We start from the raw sequence: 15,815 nt of genomic DNA on the forward strand, positions 1-15,815 counted from the left end.
CCTTGCTTCCTTACATCGTCAAACATGTCGGGGTCGCGAGCGGATCGCTTGCGGCGACGGGGAGGCTGCACATTTGTTTCTGGAGAATCCATGGCGGACATCGCCGAACTGACAGCCCTGATCGAACCGGAGGTGAAAGCCCTGGGCTTCGACCTCGTGCGCATCAAGCTGTTCGGGTCGGGTGACGAATATACGCTTCAGATCATGGCCGAACGGCCCGCAACGAAGCAGCTCGTCATCGAGGATTGCGCCACCATCTCCCGCCGCCTTTCGGACGTGCTCGATGAAGCCGACCCGATCGAGGAGGCCTATCGCCTGGAAGTCAGCTCGCCCGGCATCGACCGCCCGCTGACCCGCCTCACCGATTTCCTCGAATGGGCCGGGCATGAGGCGAAGATCGCCGCCACCGAAACCGTCTCGGGCCGCAAGAGCTTCCGGGGCGTGCTGAAGGGTATCGAGGGCGAAGATATTTTGTTCACCGACGCCAAGGCCGGTGAGGTGGTCATCCCTTTCGCGCTGGTCGGGGATGCCAAGCTGATACTGACCGACGCGCTGATTGCTGCTAGTATGCCGCTCTCCTCCGATGGGGCGGACGAGTTCGAAACCGAAGAATAAGGGTTTACGACCATGGCCAACGCCATTTCCGCCAACAAGGCCGAACTGCTCGCCATTGCGAACAGTGTCGCCAGCGAGAAGATGATCGACAAGGCGATCGTCATCGAGGCGATGGAAGACGCGATCCAGCGTGCCGCCCGTGCGCGCTATGGCGCGGAAAACGACATCCGCGCGAAGCTGGACCCGGACACCGGCGACCTGCGCCTGTGGCGCGTCGTGGAGGTGGTCGAGGCGGTCGACGATTATTTCAAGCAGGTCGATCTGCGTCAGGCGCAGAAGCTGAAGAAGGACGCCGTGATCGGCGACTTCATCGTCGATCCGCTGCCCCCGATCGATCTGGGCCGCATCGACGCCCAGTCGGCCAAGCAGGTGATCTTCCAGAAGGTCCGCGATGCCGAGCGCGAGCGCCAGCATGAGGAATTCAAGGACCGCGTGGGTGAGATCATCACCGGCGTCGTGAAGTCCGTCGAATTCGGCCATGTCGTCGTGAACCTGGGCCGCGCCGAGGGCGTCATCCGCCGCGACCAGCAGATTCCCCGCGAAGTCGTCCGCGTCGGCGACCGCATCCGCTCGGTGATCCTGAACGTGCGCCGCGAAAACCGTGGCCCGCAGATTTTCCTCAGCCGCGCGCATCCCGAGTTCATGAAAAAGCTGTTCGCGCAGGAAGTGCCCGAAATCTATGACGGCGTGATCGAGATCAAGGCCGCCGCCCGCGATCCGGGTTCGCGCGCCAAGATCGGCGTCATCAGCCGCGATTCGAGCATCGACCCGGTCGGCGCCTGCGTCGGCATGAAGGGCAGCCGCGTGCAGGCCGTCGTGCAGGAAATGCAGGGCGAAAAAATCGACATCATCCCCTGGAGCGAGGACACCGCGACTTTCGTCGTCAACGCGCTCCAGCCCGCGCAGGTCGCCCGCGTCGTCATCGACGAGGAAGAGGAACGCATCGAAGTCGTCGTTCCCGACGATCAGCTCTCGCTCGCCATCGGCCGCCGCGGCCAGAATGTCCGTCTTGCTTCGCAGCTCACCGGCAAGGCCATTGACATCATGACCGAGGCCGACGCGTCCGAGAAGCGCCAGAAGGAATTCGTCGCCCGCTCCGAACTGTTCCAGAACGAACTGGACGTCGACGAAACCCTCTCGCAGCTTCTGGTGGCCGAAGGCTTTGGCGAGCTGGAGGAAGTGGCCTATGTCGGCATCGACGAACTGGCCGCGATCGAGGGCTTCGACGAGGAATTGGCGCAGGAGCTGCAAAGCCGCGCGCAGGAAGCGCTGGACCGGCGCGAAGCCGCTGCGCGCGAGGAGCGCCAGGCGCTGGGCGTCGAGGACGCGCTGGCCGATATGCCCCACCTCACCGAAGCCATGCTGGTGACGCTGGGCAAGGCGGGCATCAAGACGCTCGACGATCTGGCCGACCTTGCCACCGACGAACTGGTCGCCAAGAAGCGCGTCGACCAGCGCCGCCGCCGCGAGAACAAGGAAGAGGACAAGGGCGGGATTCTCGCCGAATATGGCCTCAGCGAAGAACAGGGCAATGAGATCATCATGGCCGCGCGCGCCCATTGGTTCGAAGACGAGGAAGCGTAAGCCCAGATGCCTTTCGTCGACATCCGTCTGGCCGGAAACGCCACCAAGGAGCAGAAGGCGGCCATCGTCGCCGACGTCACCCGGTCGCTCGTCGAGCGTCTGGGGAAGTCGCCCGCTGCCGTCCAGGTGGTGATTTCCGAGATTTCGACGGAAAATTACGGGTCTGGCGGTCAGCTTATCGCTGATCGCGATGCGCCCAAAGCAGGGGAGGACGCCCATGCTGCGGTCACTTCCCGATGAGAGGTTAAGCTCCAACATCGCCGTTCGGGAAACGTGCTCCTGCGAAGGCACTCGCACGAGACGAGTGGCTCGTAAGAGCCCAGTCCCGCCGTCGCATCTTCGTGATAGCGCTGAACTGGATTCCTGCCTGCGCAGGAATACGGCGCTTAATGAGGAGGCGCGCCCATGACCGAACGCAAATGCATCCTGTCGGGCGACCGCGCCGATCCGGACATGCTGGTCCGCCTCGCTTGCGGTCCGAACGGCGAAATCCTGCCCGATATCCGCGCCAAGGCCCCCGGCCGAGGCGCGTGGATCGGCGTCTCCCGCACCGAACTCGAACAGGCGCTGGCCAAGGGCAAGCTCAAGGGCGCGCTCGCCCGCGCTTTCAAGACCGGCGACCTGCACATCCCCGACACGCTGCCTGCTCTTATCGAGGACGGCTTGCGCAAGGCGTTGCTCGACCGCCTCGGCCTGGAAGCGAAGGCATCCATGGTCCTGACCGGCTCCGAAAAGATCGATGTCGCCTGCCGCAAGGGCGACGTGACGCTGCTGCTCCACGCCGCCGATGCGGCCGCCGACGGCAACCGCAAACTCGACCAGGCGCTGCGCGTCGGGCAGGAGGCGGAGGGCACGGATTTGGCGGGCATCGTCTTGCCTGTGGACCGACACGCCCTATCTATGGCAATGGGGCGGGACAATGTCGTCCATATCGCGGTGACCGACTCGCGTGCGGCGTCACGTCTGCGCGGCGCCATAGGCCGCTTGGAAAGCTATCTGGGTTGCGCTAACGGAGCGCCGGTGCATGGGGAGCGGGACTCCGCCGGTGTGCTGGGCGCCTAACGTAATCTGTCGATAGCAGCTTATTGAATGAAGGCGCCGACGGGCCTTGCCGGTCGGGTTGATGTGAAGGGTATAGTTCAGTCGTATGAGTGACAGCAAGGAAGACAAGCCGGTTCTGGGCCGCAAGCCGCTGGGGATCAAGCGCACGGTCGAGTCCGGTCAGGTGCAGCAGCAGTTCAGCCATGGCCGCAAGAATACGGTCGTGGTTGAGGTGAAGCGGCGCCGCATCCTGGGCAAGCCGGGCGAAGCCGGTCACGCTGCGCCTGAGCCGCAGGCCGATCCCAGGCCCGTCGCCGCCGCCCCGGCCGAGCCCACGCCTGCGCCGCAGCAGACCCGCGCGCCGCAGCCTGCCGCCCCCGCGCGCCCGGCCCCGCCGCAGAGCCTGATGTCGCGTCAGGAATTGCAGGCGAAGCTGCTGCGCGAGGCGGAGGAAGCCCGCATGAACGCGCTGGAGGAAGCGCGCCGCCGCGAAGACGCCCAGCGTCAGGCCGCGACCGAGGAAGAAAAGCGCCGGGCCGAGGAAAATCGCCTCGCCGCCGAAGCCGCTGAGGCCGAAGCCGCGCGTCAGGCCGCCGAAGCCGCCGATGCTCCTGCCGCCGCGCCCGCGCCGGTCGAGGAAGCGGCGCCTGCCGCCGCGGCCGAACCGGCCCCCGCCGCCGAGGCAAAGCCCGCCGCGACGACCACCACCTCTTCCACCATGCCGCCGCCGCGCCGCTTCACGCCGGTCGCGCCGGTCAAGCGTCCCGAACCGGCCAAGCCCGACCGCGCCAAGCGGGGCGACGACAATCGCCGCCAGGCCGGCAAGCTGACCGTCACCCGCGCCCTTGCGGACGACGACAGCGCCCGTGCCCGCAGCCTCGCCGCGCTCAAGCGTGCCCGTGAGAAGGAACGCCGCGCCCATTATTCGGGCGGCGCCCAGCAGCGCGAAAAGCAGTCGCGCGACGTGGTCGTGCCGGAAAGCATCACCGTTCAGGAACTCGCCAACCGCATGGCCGAAAAGGGCGCGGATCTGGTGAAGGCCCTGTTCAAGATGGGCACCGCCGTCACGCTCAACCAGGCGATCGATCAGGACACCGCAGAATTGCTGGTCGAGGAATTCGGCCACCGCATCCAGCGCGTGTCCGACGCCGACGTCGAAATCGGTATCGAGGGTGAGGCTGACGCGCCCGAAACGCTACAGCCCCGTGCGCCGGTCGTGACCATCATGGGCCATGTCGACCATGGCAAGACCTCGCTGCTGGACGCCCTGCGCGGCACCAATGTCGTGTCGGGCGAAAGCGGCGGCATCACCCAGCATATCGGCGCCTATCAGATCAAGACGAAGGGCGGCGATCTCATCACCTTCCTCGACACGCCGGGCCATGAGGCTTTCTCGGAAATGCGCGCTCGCGGTGCCAACGTCACCGACATCGTCATCCTGGTGGTGGCGGCGGACGACGGCCTGATGCCGCAGACGGTCGAGGCGATCAACCATACCAAGGCGGCCGGCGTGCCGATGATCGTCGCGATCAACAAGTGCGACAAGCCCGAAGCCAATCCGCAGAAGGTGCGAGAGCGCCTGCTGAGCGAGGAGGTCGTGGTCGAGGATATGGGCGGCGACGTTCAGGACGTGGAGGTTTCGGCGCTCAAGAAGACCGGCCTCGACGAACTGCTCGAGAAGATCCTGCTCCAGGCCGAACTGCTCGAACTGACCGCCAACCCCGATCGCGCCGCCGAAGGCAATGTGATCGAGGCGCAGCTCGACAAGGGCCGCGGTGCGGTCGCGACCGTGCTGGTCCGCAAGGGGACGCTGAAGATCGGCGACACCTTCGTCATCGGCTCGGAAAGCGGCAAGGTCCGCGCGATGATCAACGACAAGGGCCAGCAGGTGAAGACCGCCGGTCCCTCGACCCCGGTCGAGGTGCTGGGTCTGTCCGGCGTGCCGATGGCGGGCGACCAGCTCACCGTCGTCGAGAATGAGGCCCGCGCCCGCGAAGTCGCCGCCTACCGTCAGGAACAGGCGACCAAGAAGCGGACCACGGCCGCCCCGACCAGCTTCGAACATATGTTCTCGGCGCTCAACACGACGGTCATCGAATATCCGGTGGTGGTGAAGGGCGACGTGCAGGGTTCGGTGGAAGCGATCGTCTCGTCGCTCAACAAGATCTCGACCGACGAGATCAAGGTCCGCATCCTGCATTCGGGCGTCGGCGCGATCACCGAAAGCGACGTCACGCTGGCCGCCGCCAGCCGCGCGCCGCTGATCGGCTTCAACGTGCGTCCCAATGCCAAGGCGCGCCAGCTTGCCGAGCGCGAGAAGATCTCGCTGCGCTATTATGACGTGATCTACGACCTGCTCGAAGAGGTTCGCGGCGAAATGGCGGGCCAGCTGGCTCCGGAGCGCATCGAAACCATCGTCGGCCGTGCCGAGGTGCTTCAGGTGTTCCCGGCGGGCAAGAAGGACAAGGCCGCCGGTCTGCTCGTCCTCGACGGCATCATCCGCAAGGGGTTGTCGGCGCGCCTTACCCGCGACGATGTCATCGTGTCGCGCACCCACATCGCCTCGCTCCGCCGCTTCAAGGACGACGTGTCCGAAGTCCGTGCGGGCATGGAATGCGGTGCGGTGCTTCAGGACACCAACGACATCAAGCCCGGCGATACGCTCGAACTGTTCGAGGTCGAGGAACGCGCCCGCACGTTGTAAGTGGATAAAACCCTCCCTCCGGAGGTTTGTTTTACATGATTGCCGGGTCGGCAGGTGGTTCCACCTGCCGACCCGGCAATCACTCTGGGGGAGGGAGGAATTTTGGCTATGGCTCAACAAAATGAAGGCCCCTCCGTCCGTCTGCTCCGCGTGGGCGAACAGGTGCGCCATGTGCTGTCCGACATCCTCCAGCGCGGCGACGTGCATGACGATGTACTCGCCAGTCATGTGGTGAGCGTCACCGAAGTGCGCATGTCGCCCGATCTGCGCCATGCGACGGTCTTCATCAAATCGCTGCTGGGGCAGGATGAGGCTGCGGTGATCAAGGCGCTGCGCACCAACACCGCCTATCTCCAGCGGGAGGTCGCGACCCGCGTGCGCCTCAAATATGCGGCGAAGCTCAAATTCCTCGCGGACGAGAGCTTCGACGAAGGCACGCATATCGACCGGCTGCTCCGCGATCCCAAGGTCGCCCGCGATCTGGAACAGCCCGACGAGGAATAGGGCGCTCCCCAATCCCATGCGCCACTTCCGTGCGGGCTGAGCCTGTCGAAGCCTCCCACTTCCTTATGCGGGCGCGCAAACGGAGGAGAGGGGAAGCGCTCATTCTTCCCGTCGACGGGACGGCGCGTCCGGGCTAACAGCGTCTCACCCGCAATCGGAAAAAGGGGGCAAGGCGCATGAAAGGCATCGCAATTCTCTTGGGCGGAATATTGGCTCTCGCCACGCCCGCCGCCGCCAGGGAAGCGCCGGTCCATCCCGCCGTCATCAGCGACCCCGCGCCCGACGCCGCCTATCCCCCAGGCATGAGCGCCTTCGCCATCCCCTCCGAAGACGGCGCGCTCAACGCCGTCATGTACACCGCTGCGGGTTCGGGCCTTCATCCGACGCTGCTGCTGCTCCACGGCTTCCCCGGCAATGAGCAGAATCTGGACCTGGCGCAAGCCGCCCGCCGCGCCGGGTGGAATGTCCTGACGCTCCATTATCGCGGCAGTTGGGGCAGCCCCGGCAGCTTCTCCTTCAACCACGCTTCGGAAGATGCGTGGAACGCGCTGCAATTCCTCCAGCAATCGGCCAATATCGCGCGATATCGCATCGACGCCGGCACCATCGTCGTCGCGGGCCACAGCATGGGTGGTTTCATGGCCGCCGATGTCGCCGCCGCCGAACCGCGTGTCGCGGGCCTGTTCCTGATCGACCCCTGGGACCCCGCCGAAACCGTCGCCGCGCTCGCCACCCTGCAGGGCGAAGCGGCATGGAAAGCCGAAGTCGCCGGCGACCTCCCGCCGCTGCAAGGGGCGACCTATGACAGCCTGACCGCCGAAATCCGCACCAATGGCGAGAAATTCGACCTCGGCCGCCGGCTGGTCGGTTACGGCCGCCGTCCGCTCAGCATCATCGGCGCGGAACGGGGGATCGGCGCCATGGCGCGCAAGGTTACGGCCGACGCCCAGTCGGCCAATCCCGACACGCGGCTGATGGTCTGGCCGACCGACCACAGTTTTTCCGACAAGCGGATCGCTCTGGCCGATGCGCTGGTGCGTTTCCTCAAGCAGATCGCGCCTCTGGCCCGTTGAAAGCCCACGCAGATGGCGAAGCTCTATTTCTACTATAGTTCGATGAATGCGGGGAAATCCACGACCCTGCTGCAATCGAGTTTCAACTATCGCGAACGCGGCATGGAAACCATGTTGTGGACCGCCGCGCTCGACGACCGCTACGGCCAGGGGCGCATCGTCTCGCGCATCGGGCTGGAGGCGCAGGCCCATCTGTTCGATACCGCGACCGATCTGTTCGCCGCCATCGCGACTGAACATGCCCAGAACCGCCTGTCCTGCGTGCTGGTCGACGAAGCGCAGTTCCTGGACATGGGCCAGGTCTGGCAACTCGCCGCCGTGTGCGACCGGCTCGGCATTCCCGTCCTCTGCTATGGCATCCGCACCGATTTTCAGGGGCAATTGTTCGAGGGCAGCGCCGCGCTGCTGGGTCTGGCCGACACGCTGACGGAGATCAAGACGATCTGCGACTGCGGCCGCAAGGCGACCATGAACCTGCGCGTGGATGCGCAGGGACGCCCGATCCGCGAGGGCGAACAGACCGAAATCGGCGGCAATGACCGCTATGTCGCGCTTTGCCGCCGCCATTTCGTCGAACGGCGATCGGGCCACTGATCCGCCGTACCCTGCCGCGACGACCCGATAACGGCTGACAATGGCGCACAGGACAGCTAGAGCGCGCCGCCATGCACGGCTGGATCATCCTCGACAAACCTCATGGCCTCGGCTCCACCCAGGCGGTGAGCGCGGTGAAACGCGCCCTGCGCCAGAGTGGCGCGGGCAAGTGGAAGGTCGGCCATGGCGGGACGCTCGATCCGCTGGCGACCGGCGTGCTGCCGGTCGCGGTCGGGGAGGCGACGAAGCTTGCCGGGCGCATGCTCGACAGCGACAAGATCTACGATTTCACGATTGGGTTCGGCGTCCAGACCGACACGCTGGACCTGGAGGGCAAGGAAATCGCCGCCAGCGACTATCGCCCCACGCTGGCGGAGGTGGAAGCGATCCTGCCCCGCTTCACCGGCCCGGTCGAACAGGCGCCGCCAGCCTATTCCGCCATATTGATCGACGGCCAGCGCGCCTATGACCTTGCCCGCGCGGGCCAAGATGTGGAGATGAAGACGCGCGCCGTCACCATCCACGCCCTCACGATTACGGGGCAGGAGGCGGCAGAGGACGGTCTGGCGTCCGTCACCCTCACCGCCCATGTCTCCAAGGGCACCTATATCCGTTCCCTCGCCCGCGACATCGCTCTGGCACTCGGCACAGTCGGCCATGTCACCATGCTCCGCCGCGTGAAGGCCGGTCCCTTCACCCTCGAATCCGCGATTTCGCTGGACAAATTGGACGAAGCTGCTAGGGGCGGCGACATCGCGCAGCTTATGCTGCCGTTGACCGCAGGGCTGGACGACATCCCGGCTCTCGCAGTCTCTCCCGACGATGCGCTGGCTCTCCGACAGGGGAAGGTGCTCGTGGGGAAACCGCATACCGGCTTGTTACTGGCGATGGAGGGCGACACGCCCGTCGCGCTGGTGGAGGCCAGTGGCCCTGAAATCAGGGTGGTGCGCGGCTTTAATCTCTAGTTACAGAAAGGAAGCCGATGTCGATTACTGCTGAGCGCAAGGAAGCGCTGATCAAGGAACATGCCCGCGCCGAAGGCGATACCGGTTCGCCGGAAGTCCAGGTTGCGATCCTTTCGGAGCGCATTTCGAACCTGACCGAGCATTTCAAGGGTCACCACAAGGATAACCACAGCCGTCGCGGCCTGCTGATGCTGGTCAACAAGCGCCGTTCGCTGCTGGACTATCTCAAGAAAAAGGATGCGGGTCGCTATACCGACCTCATCACCAAGCTGGGCCTGCGCAAGTAAGTCTGCTAAAGAAGGGACGGCCCCCCAGCGGGGCCGTTTCCGATTCTGGGGTTTGGAGCTGCCGTGCTCCTGCGTAGGCAGGAGCCCAGTCCAAACGTTGGAACTGGGTTCCTGCCTCCGCAGGAACACGAAGAAGGGAAGGTCGCGCAATTCGGTGTCGATTTTCCAAGGGGCCAGACGATGCCCTGAAACCGCCGCGCGCCGGATAGCGCGCAACACAGGCCCCGCCCGGCAATAGGGCCAGGCGGGCGAAGGAAAAAACCAATGTTCGATGTAAAGAAGGTATCAATCGAGCTGGGTGGCAAGACCCTGACGCTCGAAACCGGCCGTATTGCGCGTCAGGCCGACGCCGCCGTGCTGGCGACCTATGGCGAAACCGTGGTGCTGTGCGCCGTGACCGCCGCCAAGTCGGTGAAGGAAGGACAGGACTTCTTCCCGCTGACCGTCCACTATCAGGAAAAATATTCGGCCGCCGGCCGCATCCCGGGTGGCTTCTTCAAGCGTGAGCGTGGCGCGACGGAAAAGGAAACGCTGGTTTCCCGCCTGATCGACCGGCCGGTCCGCCCGCTCTTCCCCGAGGGTTTCTATAACGAAATCAACGTCATTGCCCAGGTCCTGAGCTTCGACGGCGAAAGCGAGCCCGACATCGTTGCGATGATCGCCGCTTCGGCTGCGCTCACACTGTCGGGCGTGCCTTTCCTTGGCCCCATCGGCGCTGCCCGCGTCGGTTACAAGGATGGCGAATATCAGCTCAACCCGTCGCTCGACGAAGTGAAGACCGGCGAACTCGACCTGGTCGTCGCCGCCACCGGCAATGCCGTGATGATGGTCGAATCCGAAGCCAAGGAACTGTCGGAAGACGTCATGCTCGGCGCCGTCCTGTTCGCCCATGAAGCGTCGAAGAAGGTCGTCAACGCGATCATCGACCTCGCTGAAAAGGCCGCGAAGGACCCGTGGGACGTCGCCAAGGGCGATGATCTGGATGACCTCAAGAAGAAGCTCAAGAAGCTGATCGGCAAGGACATCACCGCCGCCTACAAGCTGACCGACAAGTCGGCCCGCTCCAACGCCCTCAACGAAGCCCGCGCCAAGGCGAAGGCCCAGTTCGCGGCCGACGGCCTCGACGCCCAGACCGTCATGGCCGGCATCAAGCTGACCAAGAAGCTGGAAGCCGAAATCGTGCGCGGCGCCATCCTGAAGGACGGCAAGCGCATCGACGGCCGCACCACCACGCAGATCCGCCCGATCGAGGCGATGGTCGGCTTCCTGCCGCGTACCCATGGTTCGGCGCTGTTCACCCGTGGCGAAACGCAGTCGATCTGCACCACCACGCTGGGCACCAAGGACGCCGAGCAGATGATCGACGGCCTGACCGGCGTTCATTATGAAAGCTTCATGCTGCACTACAACTTCCCGCCCTATTCGGTCGGTGAAGTCGGCCGCTTCGGCGCGCCGGGCCGCCGCGAAGTCGGCCATGGCAAGCTCGCATGGCGCGCCCTGCACCCCGTCCTGCCGAGCAAGGACGAGTTCCCCTACACCATCCGCGTCCTGTCCGACATCACCGAGTCCAACGGCTCGTCCTCGATGGCGACGGTCTGCGGCGGTTCGCTCTCGATGATGGACGCGGGCGTTCCGCTGAAGCGTCCGGTGTCGGGCATCGCCATGGGCCTGATCCTGGAAGGTTCGAAGTTCGCCGTGCTCAGCGACATTCTGGGCGACGAGGATCATCTCGGCGACATGGACTTCAAGGTGGCCGGTACGGAAGCGGGCATCACCACGATGCAGATGGACATCAAGGTTGCCGGCATCACGCAGGAAATCTTCGAAGTCGCGCTGCGTCAGGCCAAGGAAGGCCGCGCCCATATCCTGGGTGAGATGAGCAAGGCGCTGTCCTCGACCCGCACCGAACTGTCGGCCCATGCCCCGCGCATCGAGACGATCCAGATCGACAAGTCGAAGATCCGCGACGTCATCGGCACCGGCGGCAAGGTCATCCGCGAAATCGTCGCGGAAACCGGCGCCAAGGTCGACATCGATGACGAGGGCATCATCAAGATCAGCTCGTCCGACATCGCCCAGATCGAAGCCGCCAAGAAGTGGATTCTCGGCATCGTCGAGGAAGCGGAAGTCGGCAAGATCTACACCGGCAAGGTCGTCAACATCGTCGATTTCGGTGCGTTCGTGAACTTCATGGGCGGCAAGGACGGCCTCGTCCACGTCTCCGAAATGAAGAATGAGCGCGTCGAAAAGCCGACCGACGTCGTGTCGGAAGGCCAGGAAGTGAAGGTCAAGGTCCTCGAGATCGATCCGCGCGGCAAGGTTCGCCTGTCGATGCGCGTCGTCGACCAGGAAACCGGCGAGGAACTGGAAGACACCCGTCCCGCCCGCGAACCGCGTGAACCGCGCGGCGACCGTGGTGATCGCGGCGAAGGTCGCGGCGATCGGGGCCGTGGCCCGCGCCGTGACGGCGGCGACCGTGGCGGGCGTGGTGGCGACCGTGGTGATCGTGGCCCCCGCCGCGACCGCGGGGGTGATCGTGGCCCGCGCGGCGAAGGCCGTGGCAATGGCGGCGGCGATGACGACGGCGGCAATGCCGGTCTCCCCGACTTCCTGACCCAGGATTGATCGCAAGCCATCCGGTTTGACACATGAAAAGGGCGCCCGGCTTTCCGGGCGCCCTTTTTCGATGAGTTGGGATTTTTCTGATCTCCATCAATTGGCAGCCGGAGAAGTTATGATACTGTAACAAGAAGGGTTCGGGGGGACATATGCAGCGCAGAAACGAAAGATTCGTGGAGCGCCTGCCGCTCGTCCTGCGCCGCCCCTGGCAAGCCTATTTCCTGACGACCTGCCTGTGCCTGACGGCGCTCGCCATCCGCAGCGCCGCCGAAATCGCCATGCCCATGGGCTATCCCTTCGTTTCCTTCTTCCCCGCGGTCATCCTTTCCTCCTTCCTGTTCGGCGTGCGGCCGGGCATTTATGCGGGCCTGCTATGCGGTCTGCTGTCCTGGTACTTCTTCATCCCGCCGCGCATGGGCTTCTCCTTCCAACCCAGCGTCATCCTGGCGCTGGCCTTCTACGGCGCCGTGGTGGCCATCGACGTCGCCCTCATCCATTTCCTGCAAAAGGCCAATTTCAACCTGGCGGTGGAACGCGAACGCAGCCGCGTGCTCGCGGAAAATCGCGAATTGCTGTTCCACGAATTGCAGCATCGCGTGTCCAACAATCTCCAGGTCGTGGCCGCCATGCTCTCGCTCCAGCGGCGCCATGTCGATCATGACCTGGCCCGCCGCGCGCTGGACGACGCTTCGGCCCGGCTGGCGCTGGTGGGCCGCATCAGCCGTGCGCTCTACAATCCGTCGGGGGAGGGGCAGAATATCCGCGCTTTCCTGACCACGCTGACTGCCGATGTGGTGGAGGCAAGCGGCCGGGGTGACATCAGCATGGCGGTGGAGGCGCCCGAGGACCTGATTCTCCAACCCGATGTCGCCGTGCCGCTGGCGCTGATCGTGACGGAGGCGGTGAGCAATGCGATAGAACATGGCCTGCCGCACCGGGGCGGCAGCATCCATGTCGGCCTGGATGCATCGGAGGAGGGGATCGCGCTCCACATCACGGATGACGGCAACGGCATATCGTCCGATTTCGACCATAACGGCGCCACCAACCTCGGCCTGCGCATTTCCAACGCTCTGGCCGGCCAGTTGAACGGCCGCTTCTCGCTGAAGCCCTCGGCCCAGGGCGGCGCGATTGCGCGGCTGGACCTGCCGGCCCGCCTATAGTGAACGACATGCGCATCTGCCGCTTGGCGAGGCGCATTCGCTCGGCTATGACCCGGCCATGCTGACGAAAAACATGACGCGCATCGGCGCGGCCACTGCACCGCTTCTGCTTGCCGCTCTTCTTGCCGGATGCGCCACGTCGAAGAACAAGGCCGACACCCAATATGTCGCCCGCGACGTGTCCACGCTCTACAATGCGGGCAAATACCGGCTGGATCGCGGCCAGTACAAGCTCGCCGCCGCCCTGTTCGACGAGGTGGAGCGCCAGCATCCCTATTCGCCCTGGGCGCGCCGGGCGCAGCTCATGTCCGCGTTCAGCTATTATATGAACAAGGATTATCCGGAATCGATCAGCGCGGCGCAGCGCTTCCTGTCGATCCACACCGGCAACAAGGACGCGCCCTACGCCTATTATCTGATCGCGCTCTGCTATTATGAGCAGATCGCCGACGTCACCCGCGACCAGAAGATCACGAGCCAGGCGCTGGACTCGCTGGGCGAGCTGATCCGCCGCTATCCCGACACGCGCTATGCCGCCGATGCCCGGCTGAAGCTCGACCTCGTCAACGATCACCTTGCCGGCAAGGAGATGGAGATCGGCCGTTTCTACCAGCGGCGCGGCCAGTGGCTCGCCGCCACGCTGCGCTTCCGCACCGTGATCGACAAATATCAGACGACCACGCATACGCCCGAAGCGCTGGAACGTCTGGTGGAATCCTATCTCTCCCTGGGCATCCCCGCCGAAGCGCAGAAGGCCGCCGCCGTGCTGGGCCGCAACTATCCGGGTTCGAAATGGTATGAGCGCAGCCACAAGCTCATGCGTGAACATCCCAACAAGGCGTAACCCGACCTTATTCCCCTCCCGCAAGCGGGAGGGGCTAGGGGTGGGTCGCGAGCGAAGCGAGCGTTCCGCCCTTGCGTTGAAATGCGCCGCTGGCGCGGCGCATCCACCCTGGAAGGGCAAAGGAAGTCGCGCGCCTTGCTGACCAATCTCTCCATCCGCAACGTCGTGCTGATCGAGGCGCTGGACCTGGATTTCGGGTCCGGCCTCGGCGTGCTGACCGGCGAGACGGGGGCGGGCAAGTCGATCCTGCTCGATTCGCTCGGCCTCGCGCTGGGCGCCCGCGCCGACAGCGGGCTTGTCCGTACCGGAGAGGCGCAGGCCAGCGTCACCGCCACGTTCGAGGCACCCCGCACCGATCACCGCGCAACCGACCTGCTGGCCGACAACGGCATCGACCTGGAACCGGGCGAACCGCTCATCATCCGCCGCACGGTCAAGGCCGATGGCGGCAGCCGCGCCTTCGTCAACGACCAGGCCTGCTCGGCGGCCTTGCTGCGCGATCTTGGCAGCGCCCTGGTCGAAATCCACGGCCAGCATGACGATCGCGGCCTGCTCAACCCGCGCGGCCATCGCGCCCTGCTGGATGCCTATGGCCGCTGCGACACGGGCGCGGTCGCCCATGCCTATCACGCCTGGCGCGCGGCCGCCGACCGTCTCGCGGAAAGCCGCGCCGCCGTCGAAAGCGCCGCCCGCGACCGCGATTACCTGACCCATGCGGTGGAAGAACTCACCCGCTTCGGCCCCGAACCGGGCGAGGAAGCGACGCTGGCCGAAGAACGCGCCACCATGCAGAAGGGCGCGCGCCTCTCCGACGACCTGTCCGCCGTCACCGAATGCTTCACCGGCTCCGACGGCGGGCTCGCCCAATTGCGCCAGGCCGCCCGCCGCCTCGACCGCATCGTCAGCGAATATGAACCGCTGGCCGAAGTCCTCGCCGCCCTCGACCGCGCCGTCATCGAGGCGAGCGAAGCCGAGGACCGCCTCAACGAAGCCGCCGAGGCGCTCAGCTTCGATCCCGCCCGGCTCGACGCCATAGAGACTCGCCTGTTCGACCTGCGCGGCCTCGCCCGCAAACATCAGGTCCAACCCGACGACCTCGCCGCCCTGCGCGACGAGATGGCCGCGAAACTGGCCGCCATCGAAGGTGGAGAGGAACATCTCGCCGCCCTCGAAACCGAGGTGAAGGGCAGGGCCGCCGCCTATCGCACCGCCGCCCAGGCCCTCTCCGCCGAACGCCAAATGGCGGCCGGAAAGCTCGACGCCGCCGTCGCCGCCGAACTCGCCCCGCTGAAGCTGGACGCCGCCCGCTTCCGCACCGTGGTCGCGCCGCAGGAGGAGGGGCAATGGGGCGCCCACGGCATGGACCGGGTGGAATTCGAAATCTCCACCAACCCCGGCGCGCCCTTCGCCCCGCTGGTCAAGATCGCCAGCGGCGGCGAACTGTCCCGCTTCATCCTCGCGCTCAAGGTCGCGCTGGCGGAACGGGGCGGCGCGGACACGCTGATCTTCGACGAGATCGACCGGGGGGTAGGGGGCGCCGTCGCGTCCGCCATCGGGGAGCGCCTGTCCCGCCTGTCGCAAACCAACCAGATCCTCGTCGTCACGCACAGCCCGCAAGTGGCCGCAAGAGGCGCAGGCCACATGCTGATCGCCAAATCTAGCGACGGCACCGTCACCCGCACTGGCGTCCACGCGCTCAGCGACGGCGAACGCCGCGAGGAAATCGCCCGCATGCTCTCCGGCGCGGAGATCACGGCGGAGGCCCGCGCCCAGGCCGAACGCCTGCTGGAAAAGCTATAAATCGGCCACCAGCCAAAGCCGG

14 protein-coding genes are annotated in these 15,815 nt (G+C 65.4%); all 14 read left to right on the top strand.

Going from position 1 to position 15,815, the window contains the following annotated elements; genetic code table 11:
* Positions 1 to 90 precede the first annotated feature (90 nt).
* Positions 91 to 615 carry a ribosome maturation protein RimP gene (gene rimP / locus CAF53_RS12375; protein ID WP_046763416.1) on the top strand — a complete coding sequence of 175 codons (525 nt, stop codon included), beginning with the start codon at positions 91 to 93 and terminating at the stop codon, positions 613 to 615.
* 12 nt (positions 616 to 627) lie between these two features.
* A complete protein-coding gene (nusA, locus tag CAF53_RS12380; protein WP_046763415.1) occupies positions 628 to 2,199 on the top strand; it encodes a transcription termination factor NusA in 1,572 nt (523 codons plus the stop codon).
* Positions 2,200 to 2,205: 6 nt separating this feature from the next.
* Positions 2,206 to 2,439 carry a 4-oxalocrotonate tautomerase family protein gene (locus CAF53_RS12385; protein ID WP_046763414.1) on the top strand — a complete coding sequence of 78 codons (234 nt, stop codon included), beginning with the start codon at positions 2,206 to 2,208 and terminating at the stop codon, positions 2,437 to 2,439.
* 165 nt (positions 2,440 to 2,604) lie between these two features.
* Positions 2,605 to 3,261 (top strand): DUF448 domain-containing protein, encoded by a 657-nt coding sequence (locus tag CAF53_RS12390; protein WP_100238220.1) that lies wholly within the window; start codon positions 2,605 to 2,607, stop codon positions 3,259 to 3,261.
* A gap of 85 nt (positions 3,262 to 3,346) precedes the next feature.
* Complete coding sequence (gene infB, locus CAF53_RS12395; RefSeq protein ID WP_100238221.1) at positions 3,347 to 5,944, top strand: translation initiation factor IF-2; 2,598 nt, start codon at positions 3,347 to 3,349, stop codon at positions 5,942 to 5,944.
* Positions 5,945 to 6,052: 108 nt separating this feature from the next.
* Complete coding sequence (gene rbfA / locus CAF53_RS12400) at positions 6,053 to 6,448, top strand: 30S ribosome-binding factor RbfA (protein WP_046763413.1); 396 nt, start codon at positions 6,053 to 6,055, stop codon at positions 6,446 to 6,448.
* A gap of 176 nt (positions 6,449 to 6,624) precedes the next feature.
* Positions 6,625 to 7,521 (top strand): alpha/beta fold hydrolase, encoded by an 897-nt coding sequence (locus CAF53_RS12405; RefSeq protein ID WP_046763412.1) that lies wholly within the window; start codon positions 6,625 to 6,627, stop codon positions 7,519 to 7,521.
* 12 nt (positions 7,522 to 7,533) lie between these two features.
* Complete coding sequence (locus CAF53_RS12410) at positions 7,534 to 8,115, top strand: thymidine kinase (RefSeq protein ID WP_046763411.1); 582 nt, start codon at positions 7,534 to 7,536, stop codon at positions 8,113 to 8,115.
* Between the two features lie 71 nt (positions 8,116 to 8,186).
* Positions 8,187 to 9,080, top strand: coding sequence for a tRNA pseudouridine(55) synthase TruB (gene truB / locus CAF53_RS12415; RefSeq protein WP_100238222.1), 894 nt, complete (start codon positions 8,187 to 8,189; stop codon positions 9,078 to 9,080).
* 17 nt (positions 9,081 to 9,097) lie between these two features.
* Entirely contained in the window at positions 9,098 to 9,367 is a 270-nt protein-coding gene (gene rpsO, locus CAF53_RS12420; protein WP_046763409.1) for a 30S ribosomal protein S15, read from the top strand.
* A 264-nt stretch (positions 9,368 to 9,631) separates the two neighbouring features.
* A complete protein-coding gene (pnp, locus tag CAF53_RS12425) occupies positions 9,632 to 11,992 on the top strand; it encodes a polyribonucleotide nucleotidyltransferase (RefSeq protein WP_046763408.1) in 2,361 nt (786 codons plus the stop codon).
* Between the two features lie 143 nt (positions 11,993 to 12,135).
* Positions 12,136 to 13,149 (top strand): histidine kinase dimerization/phosphoacceptor domain -containing protein, encoded by a 1,014-nt coding sequence (locus CAF53_RS12430; RefSeq protein ID WP_046763407.1) that lies wholly within the window; start codon positions 12,136 to 12,138, stop codon positions 13,147 to 13,149.
* A 58-nt stretch (positions 13,150 to 13,207) separates the two neighbouring features.
* On the top strand, positions 13,208 to 13,993 hold the full coding sequence (locus CAF53_RS12435; RefSeq protein WP_046763671.1) for an outer membrane protein assembly factor BamD: 786 nt from the start codon (positions 13,208 to 13,210) through the stop codon (positions 13,991 to 13,993).
* 135 nt (positions 13,994 to 14,128) lie between these two features.
* Entirely contained in the window at positions 14,129 to 15,793 is a 1,665-nt protein-coding gene (gene recN / locus CAF53_RS12440) for a DNA repair protein RecN (protein ID WP_100238796.1), read from the top strand.
* The last annotated feature ends 22 nt before the right edge of the window (positions 15,794 to 15,815 follow it).

Origin of the sequence: Sphingobium sp. LB126 (assembly GCF_002795205.1) — a bacterium.
Classification (GTDB): domain Bacteria; phylum Pseudomonadota; class Alphaproteobacteria; order Sphingomonadales; family Sphingomonadaceae; genus Sphingobium; species Sphingobium chungbukense.